Annotated in this window: 11 protein-coding genes; 2 read left to right on the top strand and 9 right to left on the bottom strand. The window is 68.6% G+C overall.

Annotated elements, in window-relative coordinates:
* Positions 1 to 8: 8 nt before the first annotated feature.
* The 5 genes from EJO66_RS00850 to EJO66_RS00830 are packed head-to-tail and all read right to left on the bottom strand — an operon-like array spanning position 9 to position 6,149.
* Positions 9 to 908 (bottom strand): ABC transporter permease, encoded by a 900-nt coding sequence (locus tag EJO66_RS00850; protein WP_125964593.1) that lies wholly within the window; start codon positions 906 to 908, stop codon positions 9 to 11.
* Between the two features lie 26 nt (positions 909 to 934).
* Complete coding sequence (locus EJO66_RS00845) at positions 935 to 1,870, bottom strand: ABC transporter permease (protein ID WP_012746698.1); 936 nt, start codon at positions 1,868 to 1,870, stop codon at positions 935 to 937.
* 21 nt (positions 1,871 to 1,891) lie between these two features.
* Complete coding sequence (locus EJO66_RS00840; protein WP_125964480.1) at positions 1,892 to 3,469, bottom strand: ABC transporter substrate-binding protein; 1,578 nt, start codon at positions 3,467 to 3,469, stop codon at positions 1,892 to 1,894.
* 34 nt (positions 3,470 to 3,503) lie between these two features.
* Positions 3,504 to 4,955: a M81 family metallopeptidase gene (locus tag EJO66_RS00835; RefSeq protein ID WP_125964479.1), complete on the bottom strand. Its 1,452-nt coding sequence runs from the start codon at positions 4,953 to 4,955 to the stop codon at positions 3,504 to 3,506.
* Between the two features lie 33 nt (positions 4,956 to 4,988).
* Positions 4,989 to 6,149 (bottom strand): NAD(P)/FAD-dependent oxidoreductase, encoded by a 1,161-nt coding sequence (locus EJO66_RS00830; protein ID WP_124956979.1) that lies wholly within the window; start codon positions 6,147 to 6,149, stop codon positions 4,989 to 4,991.
* 203 nt (positions 6,150 to 6,352) lie between these two features.
* Between EJO66_RS00830 and EJO66_RS00825 the strand changes: the two genes are divergently transcribed.
* Together EJO66_RS00825 and EJO66_RS00820 are read left to right on the top strand one after the other, a co-directional pair.
* Positions 6,353 to 7,099 (top strand): helix-turn-helix domain-containing protein, encoded by a 747-nt coding sequence (locus EJO66_RS00825; RefSeq protein ID WP_125964478.1) that lies wholly within the window; start codon positions 6,353 to 6,355, stop codon positions 7,097 to 7,099.
* Between the two features lie 97 nt (positions 7,100 to 7,196).
* Positions 7,197 to 8,465, top strand: a complete 1,269-nt coding sequence (locus EJO66_RS00820) for a M20/M25/M40 family metallo-hydrolase (RefSeq protein ID WP_125964477.1) — start codon at positions 7,197 to 7,199, stop codon at positions 8,463 to 8,465.
* A 21-nt stretch (positions 8,466 to 8,486) separates the two neighbouring features.
* Here the strand turns inward: EJO66_RS00820 and EJO66_RS00815 are convergent, their stop codons facing one another.
* From EJO66_RS00815 to EJO66_RS00800, 4 genes are all read right to left on the bottom strand, one after another.
* A complete protein-coding gene (locus tag EJO66_RS00815) occupies positions 8,487 to 10,454 on the bottom strand; it encodes a DUF3300 domain-containing protein (RefSeq protein WP_125964476.1) in 1,968 nt (655 codons plus the stop codon).
* Between the two features lie 154 nt (positions 10,455 to 10,608).
* Complete coding sequence (locus EJO66_RS00810) at positions 10,609 to 11,178, bottom strand: DUF3299 domain-containing protein (protein ID WP_223262172.1); 570 nt, start codon at positions 11,176 to 11,178, stop codon at positions 10,609 to 10,611.
* A gap of 133 nt (positions 11,179 to 11,311) precedes the next feature.
* Positions 11,312 to 12,574, bottom strand: coding sequence for an ABC transporter permease (locus EJO66_RS00805; RefSeq protein WP_124956970.1), 1,263 nt, complete (start codon positions 12,572 to 12,574; stop codon positions 11,312 to 11,314).
* A 1-nt stretch (position 12,575) separates the two neighbouring features.
* The gene (locus EJO66_RS00800; protein WP_125964475.1) at positions 12,576 to 13,325 is read right to left on the bottom strand and encodes an ABC transporter ATP-binding protein; all 750 of its coding nucleotides are present in this window, start codon (positions 13,323 to 13,325) and stop codon (positions 12,576 to 12,578) included.
* Positions 13,326 to 13,328: the final 3 nt, after the last annotated feature.

The raw sequence follows: 13,328 nt of genomic DNA, 5'->3' as shown, positions 1-13,328 counted from the left end.
GGGCGGCCTCACAGCTGCCGCGCCAGGCGCGGGTCGAGCGCATCGCGCAGGCCGTCGCCCAGCAGGTTGATCGCCAGCACCGTGGCCGCCAGCAGCAGGCCCGGGTACAGGATGATGTGGAACGCCACCGCCACGAAGTTGCGGCCCTCGGCCATCATGTTGCCCCAGCTCGGCGTCTGCGCCGGCACGCCCACGCCGAGGAAGGAGAGCGCCGCTTCCGTCAGCACCGCGGCAGCGGCCACGAAGGTCGACTGCACGATCAAAGGTGCCACCATGTTGGGCAGCACGTGGCGCAGCAGGATCACCGGCAGCCGCGTGCCGACCGCATGCGCGGCCTCGACGTACAGCTGCTCGCGCAAGGTGAGCGCGAGCGAGCGCACCAGCCGCACCACGCGCGGAATCTCGGGCACCGTGATGGCGACGATCACCGTCGTGAGGCTGGCGCGCGTCACCGCCATGAGCGCGATGGCCAGCAGGATGCCGGGAATGGCCATGAGCCCGTCCATCACGCGCATCACCGGCCCGTCGGCCCAGCGCACGAAGCCCGCGAAAAGGCCGATCAGCACGCCGAAGAAGGTGGCGAGCAGCGCGACCGAGGCGCCCACGATCATCGACACCTGCCCGCCCCACACGGCGCGGCTGAACACGTCGCGGCCGAGGGCGTCGGTGCCGAACAGGTGCTCGGCCGAAGGCGGCTGCATGCGCGCGAGCGGATCGATGTCCTGCGGATCGAAGGTGGCGATCCAGGGCGCGCCGATGGAGACAGCGGCGACCGCAACCAGCAGCAGCCCGCCGACGATCAGCGTCGGATGCTTGCGCACCCAGCGCCAGCGCGGCGGCACGAAGGGCGCATCGTCGGCCGCGGCGACGGGCGCGGCGGTGGCAACGGGCAATGGGAGTTCACTCATCGGGAGTACGGTGGACATGGATTCATCTAGTACGTGATGCGCGGGTCGAACAGCCGGTAGCTCAGGTCGATCAGCAGGTTGATCAGCACGTACACGCCGGCCGACAGCAGCAGCACGCTCTGGATCACGGGATAGTCGTGGCGCTGCACCGAATCGATGACGAGGCGGCCCACGCCCGGAATGGCGAACACTGTCTCCGTCACCACCACGCCGCCGATCAGGAGCGCAATGCCCACGCCCACCGTGGTGGCGATGGGAATGGCCGCGTTGCGCAGCGCATGGCCCAGCACCGGCAGCACCCCCAGGCCCTTGGCGCGCGCGGTGCGGATGTAGTCTTCATGCAGCACCTCGAGCACGGTGGCGCGCGTCATGCGCGTGACGAGCGCGATGTACACCAGCGCGAGGTTCACGCAGGGCAGCACCAGGCCGCGAAGCCATTGCCCGGGGCTGTCGGAGAAGCGCACGTAACCCTGCACCGGGAACCACGGCAGCTGGATCGCGAAGGCGTAGATCAGCAGGTAGCCCACCAGGAACACCGGCACCGAGAACGCGAGCACCGCGAACAGCATCACGAGCCGGTCGATCCAGCTGCCCGCGCGGTAGGCCGCGAGCGTGCCCAGCGGCACTGCCAGCACCAGCGTGAGCGCCATGGTGAGCACCGCGATCGACACCGTGGGCTCCAGCCGCTGCGCGAGCAGCTGCGCCACCGGCACCTGCGTGAAGATCGAGGTGCCGAGGTCGCCCGTGAAGAGCTTGCCGAGCCAGATCGCGAACTGCTGCCACAGCGGCAGGTTCAGGCCCAACGCGGCGCGCAGCTTCTCGATGTCTTCGACGGAGGCCAGGTCGCCCGCGATCAGCGCCGCGGGGTCGCCCGGCGACAGGTGGATCAGCAGGAACACCACCACCGCCACCACCGCCATGACGGGCAGCGTCGAGAGAAATCGCCTGAGGATGTAGCCCATGGTGCTGCCGTGCGGTGCCGGTTACTTGTCGAGCATCCAGACCGTCGGCATGCCGGCCCAGAGCTTGTCCGTGCCCTTGAGGCTGGCGCGGGCGGCAAACGCGGCCGTGTACTGGCCTGCGTTGATGTAGGGCACCGTTTCGTAGGCGCGGGCCTGGAAGGCGTCGAGGATCTCGCGGCGCTTGGCCGGAACGGTTTCCTTCAGCCAGGCGTTGCGCAGGTCGTCGAGCGCCTTGTCGCAGGGCCAGCCGGGCAGGGTGTTGCCGCAGGCCGCGCTCAGGTAGGCGTTGGTGATGGGGGAGTTGACGTCGAACTCGCCAGCCACGGTGACGTACATGTTCCAGCCGCCGGCCTCCGGCGCATCGCGCTTGGCGCGGCGCGCGCCGATGGAGGCCCAGTCCATGGTCTGCGCATCGACGTTCATGCCGATGCTGCGCATGGTCTGCGCGGCCATCAGTGCCTCGGCATTGAGGTAGGTGACGTCGCTCGGCACCAGGATGGTGACCTTCTCGCCCTTGTAGCCGGCGTCCGCGAGCATCTTCTTGGCCTTGGCCACGTCGGCCTTGCGGTAGGGCTCGGCGCCCGCGGCGGTGTCGTTGGGACTGCCGCAGATGAAGAAGGTCTGGCAGTAGGCCATGCGCATGTCCAGCGGATAGCCCATGGCCGCAACGATGCGTTCCTGGCTCACGGCCTGCAGCAGCGCCTGGCGCACCTTCGGGTTGTTGAAGGGCGGCAGCAGGTGGTTCATGACCAGGAAGCCCTGGTAGGTGCCGCCCGAGCCGATCTTCACGCTCGGGTCGGTGCGCAGCGGCGCGATGTAGTCGGGCGGTACCTGTTCCACCAGGTCGACCTCGCCGCGCTTGAGCGCCGCGATGGCGCTGTTGGCGTCGGGCAGGTAGAGCCATTCGACGCGGTCGAAGCTGGTCTTCTTGCTGCCGGCCAGGCCGCTCGGCGGTTCGCTGCGCGCCACGTAGTTGGTGTTGCGCACGAACACGGTCTTGTTGCCCGGCACCCATTCGTCGCGCTTGAAGACGAAGGGGCCGGAGCCGATCACCTCGGGCAGCGGTGCCGTGGCGGGCATCTTCGCGAGCCGCTCGGGCAGGATCACCGGCGGAAAACTCGAAGGCTTGGCCAGCCCCTCGAGCACCAGCCCGAAGGGCTCGGCGAGCGTGAGCGTGAAGGTGCGCGCATCCACCGCCTTCCACTCGGCGCCGCCCGCCACCATGGCGCGGCCGATGCTGTCGCGCGCGGCCCAGCGCTGCAGCGAGGCAATGGCGTCGGCCGAGGTCACGGCGCTGCCGTCGGAGAACTTCAGGCCCGGGCGCAGCGTGAAGCTCCACTGCTTGCCGTCCTTGGAGGATGTGTACTTCTCGGCCATCTGCGGCTGCGGCTTGCCGTTCGCATCCTGCGCGAACAGCGTGTCGTAGACCATGTAGCCGAAGTTGCGCGAGATGTAGGCGGTGGTGAAGGTCGGGTCGAGGATCTTCAGGTCGGCATGCGCCACCACCTTGAGCGTCTTGGGCGGCGTCTGCGCGAGCGCCGGCAGGCACGCGGCCGAAAGCGCCAGGGTGGCAAGGGCGGCAAGCGTTCGTCGTTTCATCGTCGGTTCTCCGGTGGGGCTGTAAACAGAAAGCTCAGGCGGCAACGCCGATCGGCCACTTGGGCAGGCGCGCCTTGCGATAGGGCAGGGTGTTGAGGTCGAGCGTCACGGCGCCCGGCGCGCCGGCGTAGATCACGTGCTTCGCGACCTTCGAGTAGGAAGCGTAGAAGTGCTGCGACGACTTCACGACGATGATCTTCTTGGCCGCAAGGTCGCATCCCAGCTGCGTGAACAGGTCGGTGCCCATGGCCTGGTTGCGCAGCGTGATCAGTACGATCTCGATGCCGTCGGCCTCGAGCAGCGCGCTGTCGCCCATCAGCGTGGGCGTGCCCGCCAGGCCCGTCATCACCAGGTCGTGCTTGAGCGCCTTCACGGTGCAGTCGAGGTCGATCGGGTCGCCCGAGAGCGGGCTGATCTTGCCGCCGATGCGCATCGCGAGCTTCGCGCCCACGCCCGCATCGAAGGCGATGCGCACCGCGATCGGGTCCCACATCGGGCCGATGGCCGCGTTCGTGATGCCGCGCTCGACCATTCGGCGCAGGATGAAGGTGGAGTCGCTGGCCGCGCCGCCGCCGGGGTTGTCGGCGCCGTCGGACAGCACCACCGGGCCGCCGTCGAAGGCCAGTGCCTGGTCGAGCGAGGCGTCGATGCCGGGGTAGTCGATGGCGAGCCCGTCGCGCATGGCAATAACTTCGTCGGCCAGCTGGCGGGCGAGCGCATCGGCCTTGGCCTGGTCGCCGTCCGTGTAGACCAGCACCTTGGTGCCCATCTCGGCAACGTCCCCCCACGAGAAGCCGTGCGTGAGAGAAATCGACAGCACGCCGTCCTTGCCCTCGAGCGACTGCATGCGCTCGACGAAGCCGCGCGCCGGCTCGCGCGAGGTGTGCACGGTGACGATCATGTCGCAGTCGACCACCGCGGCCACCGGCTTCACCTTGCCTTCGGCCATGGCGGCGCAGATGTCCACCAGCTCCAGGCCGCGCTCGAGCACGTCGGTGTGCGGATATTCCTTGAACGAGATCATCAGGTCGGCATTGGCGACCATCTGGGGCGTCAGGTGGTTGTGCGGATCGAGCTCCGCGCCGATCACCACGCCGGGCCCGACGATCTGCCGCACGCGCGCGAGCAGGTCGCCTTCGCAGTCGTCGTAGCCGTCGGCCACCATCGCGCCGTGCAGCCCGAGCAGCACCATGTCCACCGGCAGCACCGCACGCAGGTCGGCCAGCAGCTCGTCGCGCAGCGTCTCGTAGGCATGGCGCGTGGTCGTGCCGCTGGGCTGCGCGCCGGCCACCATGCCTTCGAACAGCTGCCAGCCCTTGTCCGCACCGCGCATGCGCGCTGCCCACAGCGGGCCGGAGAACAGCGTCATCGCGTCCGGGTGCTGGCCGGCCGGGAAGTAGCCGCGGTCTTTGAAGGAGGCGAGGCCGGTCGGCATCGGGCCGAAGGTGTTGGTTTCGGTGGCCAGGGAGGCGCTGAAGACACGCATGGGTTTGTCTCTGTGGTTGTAGGAGTGTTCTTGTCAGCCGGCTGTGGCAGTGCGCAGCCGCTGCGGTCCGAGCATCTCGGCCGTGAGGCCGAAGCCCGCGATGCGTTCGGGCAGCGGCAGTCCGCGCGCCAGCGCGGCGCAGGCCTCGCCCATGGCCGCCGAGGTCTGGATGCCGTAGCCGCCCTGCGCCGCCACCCAGAAGAAGCCCGGCGCGTCCGGATCGAAGCCGCCCACCAGGTCGCCGTCGGCCACGAAGGAGCGCAGGCCGGCCCAGGTGCGCGCGGGCCGGCGGATGGCGAGCGTGGTCGCTTCCTCGATGCGGTGGATCGCGAGGGCGATGTCCAGCTCCTCGGGCTGCACGTCCTGCGGCTCGACCAGGTCGGCATTGGCCGGCGAGCCGAGCAGCATGCCGGCATCGGGCTTGATGTACCAGCCTTCGTCGGCGCCGAACACCATGGGCCAGTGCGCGATGCTGCTGCCTTCGGGCGGCGCGAAGACGAAGGCGGAGCGCCGGCGCGGCTCGATGCCGATGGGCTGCACGCCCGCCATCTGCGCGATGGTGTCGACCCATGCGCCTGCGGCGTTGAGCAGCACCGGCGCTTCGTACACGGCGCCGCCAGCCGTCACGCGCCAGCGCTCGCCGATGCGTTCGATGGCCGTCACGCCGGCATCGCACACCAGCTTGCCGCCGGCCTGCCGCATGCCGCGCAGGTAGCCCTGGTGGATGGCATGCACGTCCATGTCGGCGGCATCGGGCTCGTAGACGGCGCCGGCCACCTGCCCGGGCCTGAGCGCAGGCACCATCGCGAGCGCTTCCTCGCTGCCCAGGCGCGTGGCGCCGGTGTTCATGGCGCGCAGCACGTTCCAGTGGGCCTCGAGTTCCGGCAGGTGCTCGGTGCTCGCGACCATCATCGCGCCGCGCGGCGTGAGCAGCGGGTGTTCGGAAAAGCCTTCGGGCGGATGCTCGAGAAAGGCGCGGCTCGCCATGGTGAGGGCGCGCACCTGCGCGGTGCCATAGCTTTCCATGAAGAGCGCGGCCGAGCGGCCGGTGGAGTGGTAGCCCGGCTGGGCCTCGCGCTCGAGCAGGATCACGCGGGCATGCGGCGCGAGCCAATGGGCCACCGAAGCCCCGGCAATGCCGCCGCCAATCACAAGGTAGTCGGCCACCGTGGGCGCTGGAGAGTTTGCAGTCATCGGCGAAAAGTGTAGGTAGAAATTTGCGGATACGCAAATAAAATAGATGACACCAAGGGGAAACCATGGTGCACCGCATCGGTGAAATTTGCGTCAACGCAATTTGCGTATACGCAACTTTTGGGCCCGCGTCACACGGGTCGTCATGGATGGCGCGGCGCCGGGCTGGCAGAATTGCGCTGCACCACAAGAGAAAGCCAAGCGTGAATCCACACACAGGGACCAAGTCGGGAACAAGGCCGAAGGACGAGGCGCCCACGCTGGACCGCACCACTTTCGGCCATCGCCTGCGCGCCGCGCGCAAGCGTTTCGGCTGGACGCTGGCGCAGCTGGCCGAGCGCTCGGGCGTGTCGATCACCACCATCTCGCGCGCCGAGCGCGGCCAGCTCGCGCTGGGCTACGAGAACTTCACGGCACTCGGCCGCGCACTCGAGATGGACATGAACGCCATGTTCGCGGGCGCCGGCGTCAAGCCCGCGCAGCTCGACGGGCCGGTGGTCACGCGCGCCGGCAAGGGCGTGGTGTACCGGGGCCTGTCGATCGCCTACGAATTCCTCGGCACCACGGCGGCCGGCAAGCAGATGAGCCCCATCGTGGGCACCGTGCATGCGCGCCGCATCCATGGCCCGGAAGACTTCGTGCGGCATGGCGGCGAGGAATTCGCCTATGTGCTGTCGGGCGAGATCGAAGTGCACTTCGAAAACGGCGAAGTGGTGCACCTTGCGCGCGGCGACTCGCTGTATTTCGACAGCCGCATCGGCCATGCCTATGTGAGCGTGAGCCGGCAGCTCGCGAAGATCGTGGGCATGACCACGGCGGAGAGCGGGCACATGCGGTCGGCGCGCGAGGCGCCTGCTTCCGGGCCGGTGGAAAAGGCGTCATCCAGACCCAGGCCCGGATCCAAGCCCGCAGCCGCCACGAAGAAAGCCACTCGAGGCCGCGGAGCCTGAAGCTTCGCCCCGCTGTCCTGCTGTCGCCGATTTGCGCGCGAATCCTGGCGAGGGTCGCTATGCTGGCGCCCGCCAATCACTCCGACAAGAAACCGTCATGAACCTGCACTCGTCCTTCCTTGCCCTCCGGTCCGTGTCGCTGGCATGCAGCCTCGCCCTTGGCGCCGCCGCCACCGTGCACGCCGCGCCCGATGCCAAACTGCTGGCCGCCGCCGAAAAAGCGCAGCCCGCGGTGATCGAGAGCCTCAAGGAGATGGTGCTGATCGAATCGGGCAGCCTGAATGTCGACGGCCTGCTCAAGATGGCCGATGCGGTGGAGGCTCGGCTCAGGTCCGCGGGCTTCAAGACGGAGCGGCGCAAGGCCACGGCCGGCGCGGGCGCCGACATCGTCATCGGCACCCTCAAGGGCACCGGCAAGCGCAGGATCATGCTGCAGGGCCACATGGACACGGTGTACGCCGCAGGCATACTGAACAGCCAGCCATACAAGGTCGATGGCAACCGCATCTACGGCCCCGGCATTGCGGACGACAAGGGCGGGCTCGCGGTCATGATGGCTTCGCTGAAGATCCTGGCCGATGCTGGCTGGCGCGACTACGACACGCTCACGGTGCTCATGAATCCCGACGAAGAGGTGGGCTCGGTCGGTTCCGGCGAGCTCATCGCGGCCATGGCCGATCAGCACGACACGGTGCTGTCGTTCGAACCCACCGCCGCCAAGTCGGTGGCCAAGGGCGAATCGCTGCTGCTGGGCGCGGCCGGCATCGCGCAGGCCACGCTCGAAGTGAAGGGCCGGGCATCGCATGCAGGTGCGGCACCCGACTTGGGCCGCAACGCCCTGTACGAACTGTCGTACCAGTTGCTGCAGACCAAGGATGTCTCGAAGGATATTCCCGGGGTCGCACTCAACTGGACCGTGGCACGCGCCACCGGCCCGATCAACCAGATCACCGAAAAGGCCCAGGCGCTCGGCGACATCCGCATCACGCAGCCCGGCGCCGAGAAGAAGCTGGAGGCGGCATTGCAGGCGAAGATCGCGAGTGGCAAGCTGGTGCCCGACACCGAGACCACGCTCAAGGTGGAAGTGGGCCGCCCGGCTTTCGTGGCGGGCGAGAAGGGCCGCGCACTGGCGGAGAAGGCCCAGGCCATCTACAAGGAGATCGACCGCGAACTCGCGCTCACGCCAATGACCGGCGGCGGCACCGATGCGGGCTATGCGGGCCGCTCCGGCAAGGCCACCGTGGTCGAGAGCTTCGGCCTGGCGGGCTTCGGCTATCACGCACGCGACGAATACATCGAGGTCGACTCGATCGTGCCGCGGCTCTATCTCGTCACCCGGCTGCTGACGGAAATCGGCAAGCAGTAGCGGGCCTCGCGGCGGCAGCTCTCAGGGCTGCTCCTTGGGAGGTTCGCCGGGGCGGCCCGGCGGGCGGCGATGGGCCGCTGCTGCTGCGGCCGCCGCATGCTGCTGGGCCTGTTGCTGTTGGCGTTGCTGCTGCTGTTGCATCGCCTGCTGCCGTTGTTGCTGTTGCTGTTGCTGTTGCTGTTGCTGTTGCTGTTGCTGTTGCTGGCGCGCCGCTTGCGCCTGTTGCTGTTGCTGCTGCCGCTGCAATTGCTCTTGATGCTGCTGTTGTCGGGCCTGTTGCTGCGCCTGCTGCCGCTGCACCTGTTGCTGTTGAGCCTGCTGCTGTTGGAGCACGCGGGCCTGTTGCTGGGCTTGCTGCTGCATCTGCTGGCGCCGTGATTGCTCCTGCTGTGCCGACTGCCTTTGTTGCTGGCGCTCCTGCATGACCTGCTGCTGTTGAGCCTGGTTGGCCGCGCGCGCCTGTTGCTGTTGTTGCTGGGCCGCCAGCTGCCGCCGCGCGAGGTCCTGCTGCTGTTGTTGTTGAAGCAAGGCCTGCGGTGCTTGCGGGGACGTGTTGCGCGCCTGCTGACGCGCCAGCCGCTCTTGTTGTTGTGCCTGTTGCCGCGCCTGTCGCTGTGCCTGCTGCTGTGCTTGTTGCTGTGCTTGTTGCGCTTGCTGGCGCTGCAATGGGTCTTGCTGCTGGTGCTGCTGAAGGCGTGCCTGCCGCTCCTGCTGGCGCTGGCGGGCCTGCAGCTGCTGTGCTTGTTGTGCGGCTTGCTGCTGCTCCTGCTGCTGGCGCATGAAGGCTTGCTGCTGCCGTGCCTGCTGCTCCCGTTGCTGCTGCTGCTGCTGCTGCTGCTGCTGCTGCTGCTGTTGCTGTTGCTGCGCGAACTGGGCGTGCTGTGGCGAGGGCAGGCCCGGCCCGCCCGCGAAATTGGGCGCGGGCGCGCCCGGTGGCAGGCTGCGCGGCGCGTTGTTGTTGTTGTTGTAGACATTGCGCACGTTGTTGACCACCGTCGTCGAGCGCGAGATGTAGGTGCTGTTGTTGTAGACCACCGCGGGCCGCGCATAGGCCGGCTGCACCGTGCGGTCGCGGTCACGGTCCCGGTAACGCGGCGCGCCCCAGTTCACGTCCCACGAACGCCAGCCCCAGTCGTGCCGTTCGAGTGCGGCGCCCACGACCACGCCGAGCCCGAAGGTGAACGCGCCGGCCGCCGCCACCTGGCCGCGGCTGTAGCCGGGCGCAACCTCGACGGGCGGGGTGTACGCATAGCCGGGGTACACGGGCACCGGTTCGCCGTAGATGCGCTGCGGGTCGTAGCTCGGCACGTAGACCACGTCGGGCCGCGCGGGCTCGATGGTGATGAACTGCGGCGGCGGCTCGATCACGGCGGGGCCTGCATAGATGGGCTGCACGTCCGGCGCCGGCGTGTAGTTGCGCGGTGTGGCGGCGCTGGCGACGCGCAGCTTGTCATTGTTCTTGAGCCGGCCCGCCGCCGATGCACGCTGGCGCATGACCTGAATCGCGTTCATCACGTCGGCCGGATCGTTGTAGTAGGCCTGGCCAAGCGCCTCGGTCCATGCGATGTTGCCGGCCATCTGGTCCAGCACCGGGCGGAATGCGGTGAGCGATTTCACGCTCGGGTCCCAGGGCTGCTGGTTGGCCGCATCGGCGAGCGGGCCGCCCTTGAGTGCCGAGTTCTGGGCCAGCCAGCCGTGCGCTGCAGTGACCTGGTCGGGATAGGTTGCGCCGGCCAGCACCTGCGCCACCAGCTTGTCGGGGTACAGCGCGATGGGGGCGACCAGCTGGTAGAGCTGCTCGGCCGAAGGCGGCGTGTAGGCCGCTGGCGCTGGGGCGGCCGGTGCGGCGGCCGCTGGAGGTGCGGGCGCAGGTGCCGGGGCCGAAGGCGTGCTGTCGCTCTTGTTGCAGCCGGCGATGGCGAGCGCGCCGATGCACAACGAGAGCGTCAGGAGCCGCGCGACCGGCGTGCGGCGGAGTGATGTTGTCATCTGGAGTTCCTATGGGCGCAGAGGTCACGCCCTCGAAACTCTTCAACGGCGCGCCACCTGTAGCGACGACGCCAGCCTGCATCGTCGATGCAACGGTCTGTGTCGGTGTTGCGCCGCCTGCGCTGTCGGCGCAGAACCACAAGCCCCAGGCGCGCTACTTGGCGCCGCCCGTGTATTTGGTGACGCTCGTCGCGTTCACGTGGTAGCCGCTCACGCCCATCATCGAATCGTTGCGCAGGGTCTGCAGCTTGCCGGTGACCCACACGGTGTCCATGGCGCGGAACTTGGCTCCCTTGGGCGTGACCACGTGCAGGATCTGGTTGGCCGGTGGCGGTGGCGTGTGGATGCAGGCGCCGAAGTAGGGCACGAGCAGGAACTCGGTCACTTCGCCTTTCGCTTCTTCGAGCGGCACGATGAATCCCGGGATCTTGATGTCCGCGCCGTTCATGGCCGGGTTGGTCGGTGCGTTGTTCGACACTTCCTGCATCTTCATGAGCAGCTCGTTGGCGCGCGGGTCGCCGTCGTTGAGCGCGCTCAGGTCGATGCCCTTGAATTCCTTGGCCGGGTCCCAGTCCTTGGGCACGAGTTCTTCCCAGGTGATCTGGCGCGGCTGGCCCGGCGGGGCCTTGGCCGCTGCGGCAGGCGCGGCCTTGCCGCCGAGCGGGTTCGATGCGGTGGTGTCCTTGGGCGCCGGGTCGGCGGCCCACGCAACCAGCGAAAGCATCGATGTTCCAAGTGCCAGCGCCACAGTTCCAGAAACACCGCGGAACCGGCTTTGCCGGGCCGCTGGTGTTGCCCCCTGCAAGGGGGTTGGCGTAGCGACACGAAGTGCGCGTAGACTGGGGGTGTACATATTGCTAAATCCTCGGGGAGAGGCCGTCGGCAAGAGAGAGCCTATAGGCGCGGATGCCCGGCAGCAGGCTTGCCAGCCAGCCCGCGGCCAGCAGGCTCGCCATCAGCAGCCATTCGTTCAGTGTAGGTGGCGAAAGGCTCAATGTCAGCCCGAATTGCGCCTGCAGCCATGGCGCGAGCAGGGCGATGCCGAGCACCGCCATCACCACGCCGAAGGCCACGCCCAGCACCGTGACCATGGCGCCCTCGAGCGCGAGCAGCGCCAGCACGTGGCGCAGGCCGGCGCCCACGGCGCGCAGCACGGCGAGCTCGCGCCGCCTTTCGTTCAGCCCGGCCATCACCACGGAGACCAGGCCCGCAAGGCTCACCAGCGCCACCAGCGCCGACATCAGCAGCAGGGCGTTCTCGCCGATGCCGATCACGCTCCACAGTTCGTCGAGCGCCACGCCGGGCAGGATGGCCATCAGCGGCTCGCCGGTGTAGGTGGAAATCCAGCGCTGCACGCCGAACACGGCCGAGCGGTTCTGCAGGCCCACGAGCGCGGCCGTCACGTTCTTGGGCGTGAGGTCGAACTTGCGCACCTGCTCGGCCGGGATCTTCACGCCCGGCATCGGCGCGCCGCCCACCCATTCGAGGTGGATGGCTTCCATTGCTTCGAGGCCGATGTGCACCGTGCGGTCGACCGGCGTGCCGGTGCGCGCGAGCACGCCCACCACGGTGAAGGGCTTGTCGGCATGCTCGGACGCGTTGAGTTCGCCGCTTCCGTGCGCGAGCGTGATCTTCTGGCCGACGTGGTAGCCGAGCTTGTCGGCCACCTCGGCGCCCACCACCGCATCGAACAGCGCGCTGAAGGGCTTGCCCTCGCGCAGCGCGAGCGGCTGGCGGTTGCCGTAGCGAAAGCGCGTGAAGTATTCGGGCGAGGTGGCGAGCACTGCGAAGCCGCGATGCGAATCGCCCAGCGAAAGCGGCACCACCCAGTCGACGCCGGGGTGCGCGGCCAGGGCCTGCACGCTCTTCCAGGAAATGTTGTTGGTGGCCGCGCCGATGCGGAACACCGAGTACAGCAGCAACTGCGTGGAGCCGGTGCGCGCGCCCACGATCAGGTCGGTGCCCGAGACGGACGACGCGAAGTTCTCGCGCAGCTCGGTGCGGATGCGCTCCACGCCGAGCAGGAGGAAGGTCGACAGCGCGATCGAGAACACCGTGAGCGCCAGCGTGAAGCGCCGGTTCCAGGCGCTGCGCCAGGCGATGGAAAAAAGCGCCTTCATCTCAGCTGTCCGCCGCCATGGCCGCCGGCGCCGCGCGGTTGATCTCGGGCAGCAGCACATGCCGCGCAAAGCGCTGCGCAATGCGCTGGTCGTGGCTCACGAACACGAGCGCGCTGTTGTTCACGGCGCAGGCCGTCAGCAGCACATCGAGGAAGGCTTCGCGCCGGTCTTCGTCGAGCGCCGAGGTGGGTTCGTCGGCGATCACCACTTCGGGCTGGCCGATGAGCGCGCGCGCGGCGGCCACGCGCTGCTGCTGGCCCACGGAAAGCTGCATCGCCTGGCGCTTCCACAGGTTGCGGTCGAGCCCCATCTGCCCGAGCAGGTGCTCGGCCTCTTCGCGCGCGCTGCCGCCGCGCGCGGCCTGGGACTCTCGCCGCTGCGAGAAGCGGCAGGGCAGCAGCACGTTGTCGAGCACGTTCAGGTACGGCAGCAGGTTGAACTGCTGGAAGATGTAGCCGACGTGGGCGACGCGGCAGCGGTCGCGCGCGGCGCCCGAGAGCTGCGACCAGTCGTGCCCCAGCAGCGTGACCCGGCCTTCGTCCGCCACCAGCACGCCGGCCAGCAGCGAGAGCAGCGTGCTCTTGCCGCAGCCGCTCGGCCCGTGCAGGAAGACCGCCTCGCCCGCGGTGATGCGCAAGGCCTCGATGTCGATGCACGGCCTTGGCATGCCGGGCCACGAGAAGCGCAGCCCTTCGGCGACGAGCACCACGCGCAGCGGCGGCGCGGCCTCGCCCTGGGGGACGGTGCTCACGGT

It is taken from the genome of Variovorax beijingensis (assembly GCF_003951285.1).
GTDB lineage: Bacteria > Pseudomonadota > Gammaproteobacteria > Burkholderiales > Burkholderiaceae_C > Variovorax > Variovorax beijingensis.
This window is presented reverse-complemented; position numbering and strand designations above follow the sequence as displayed.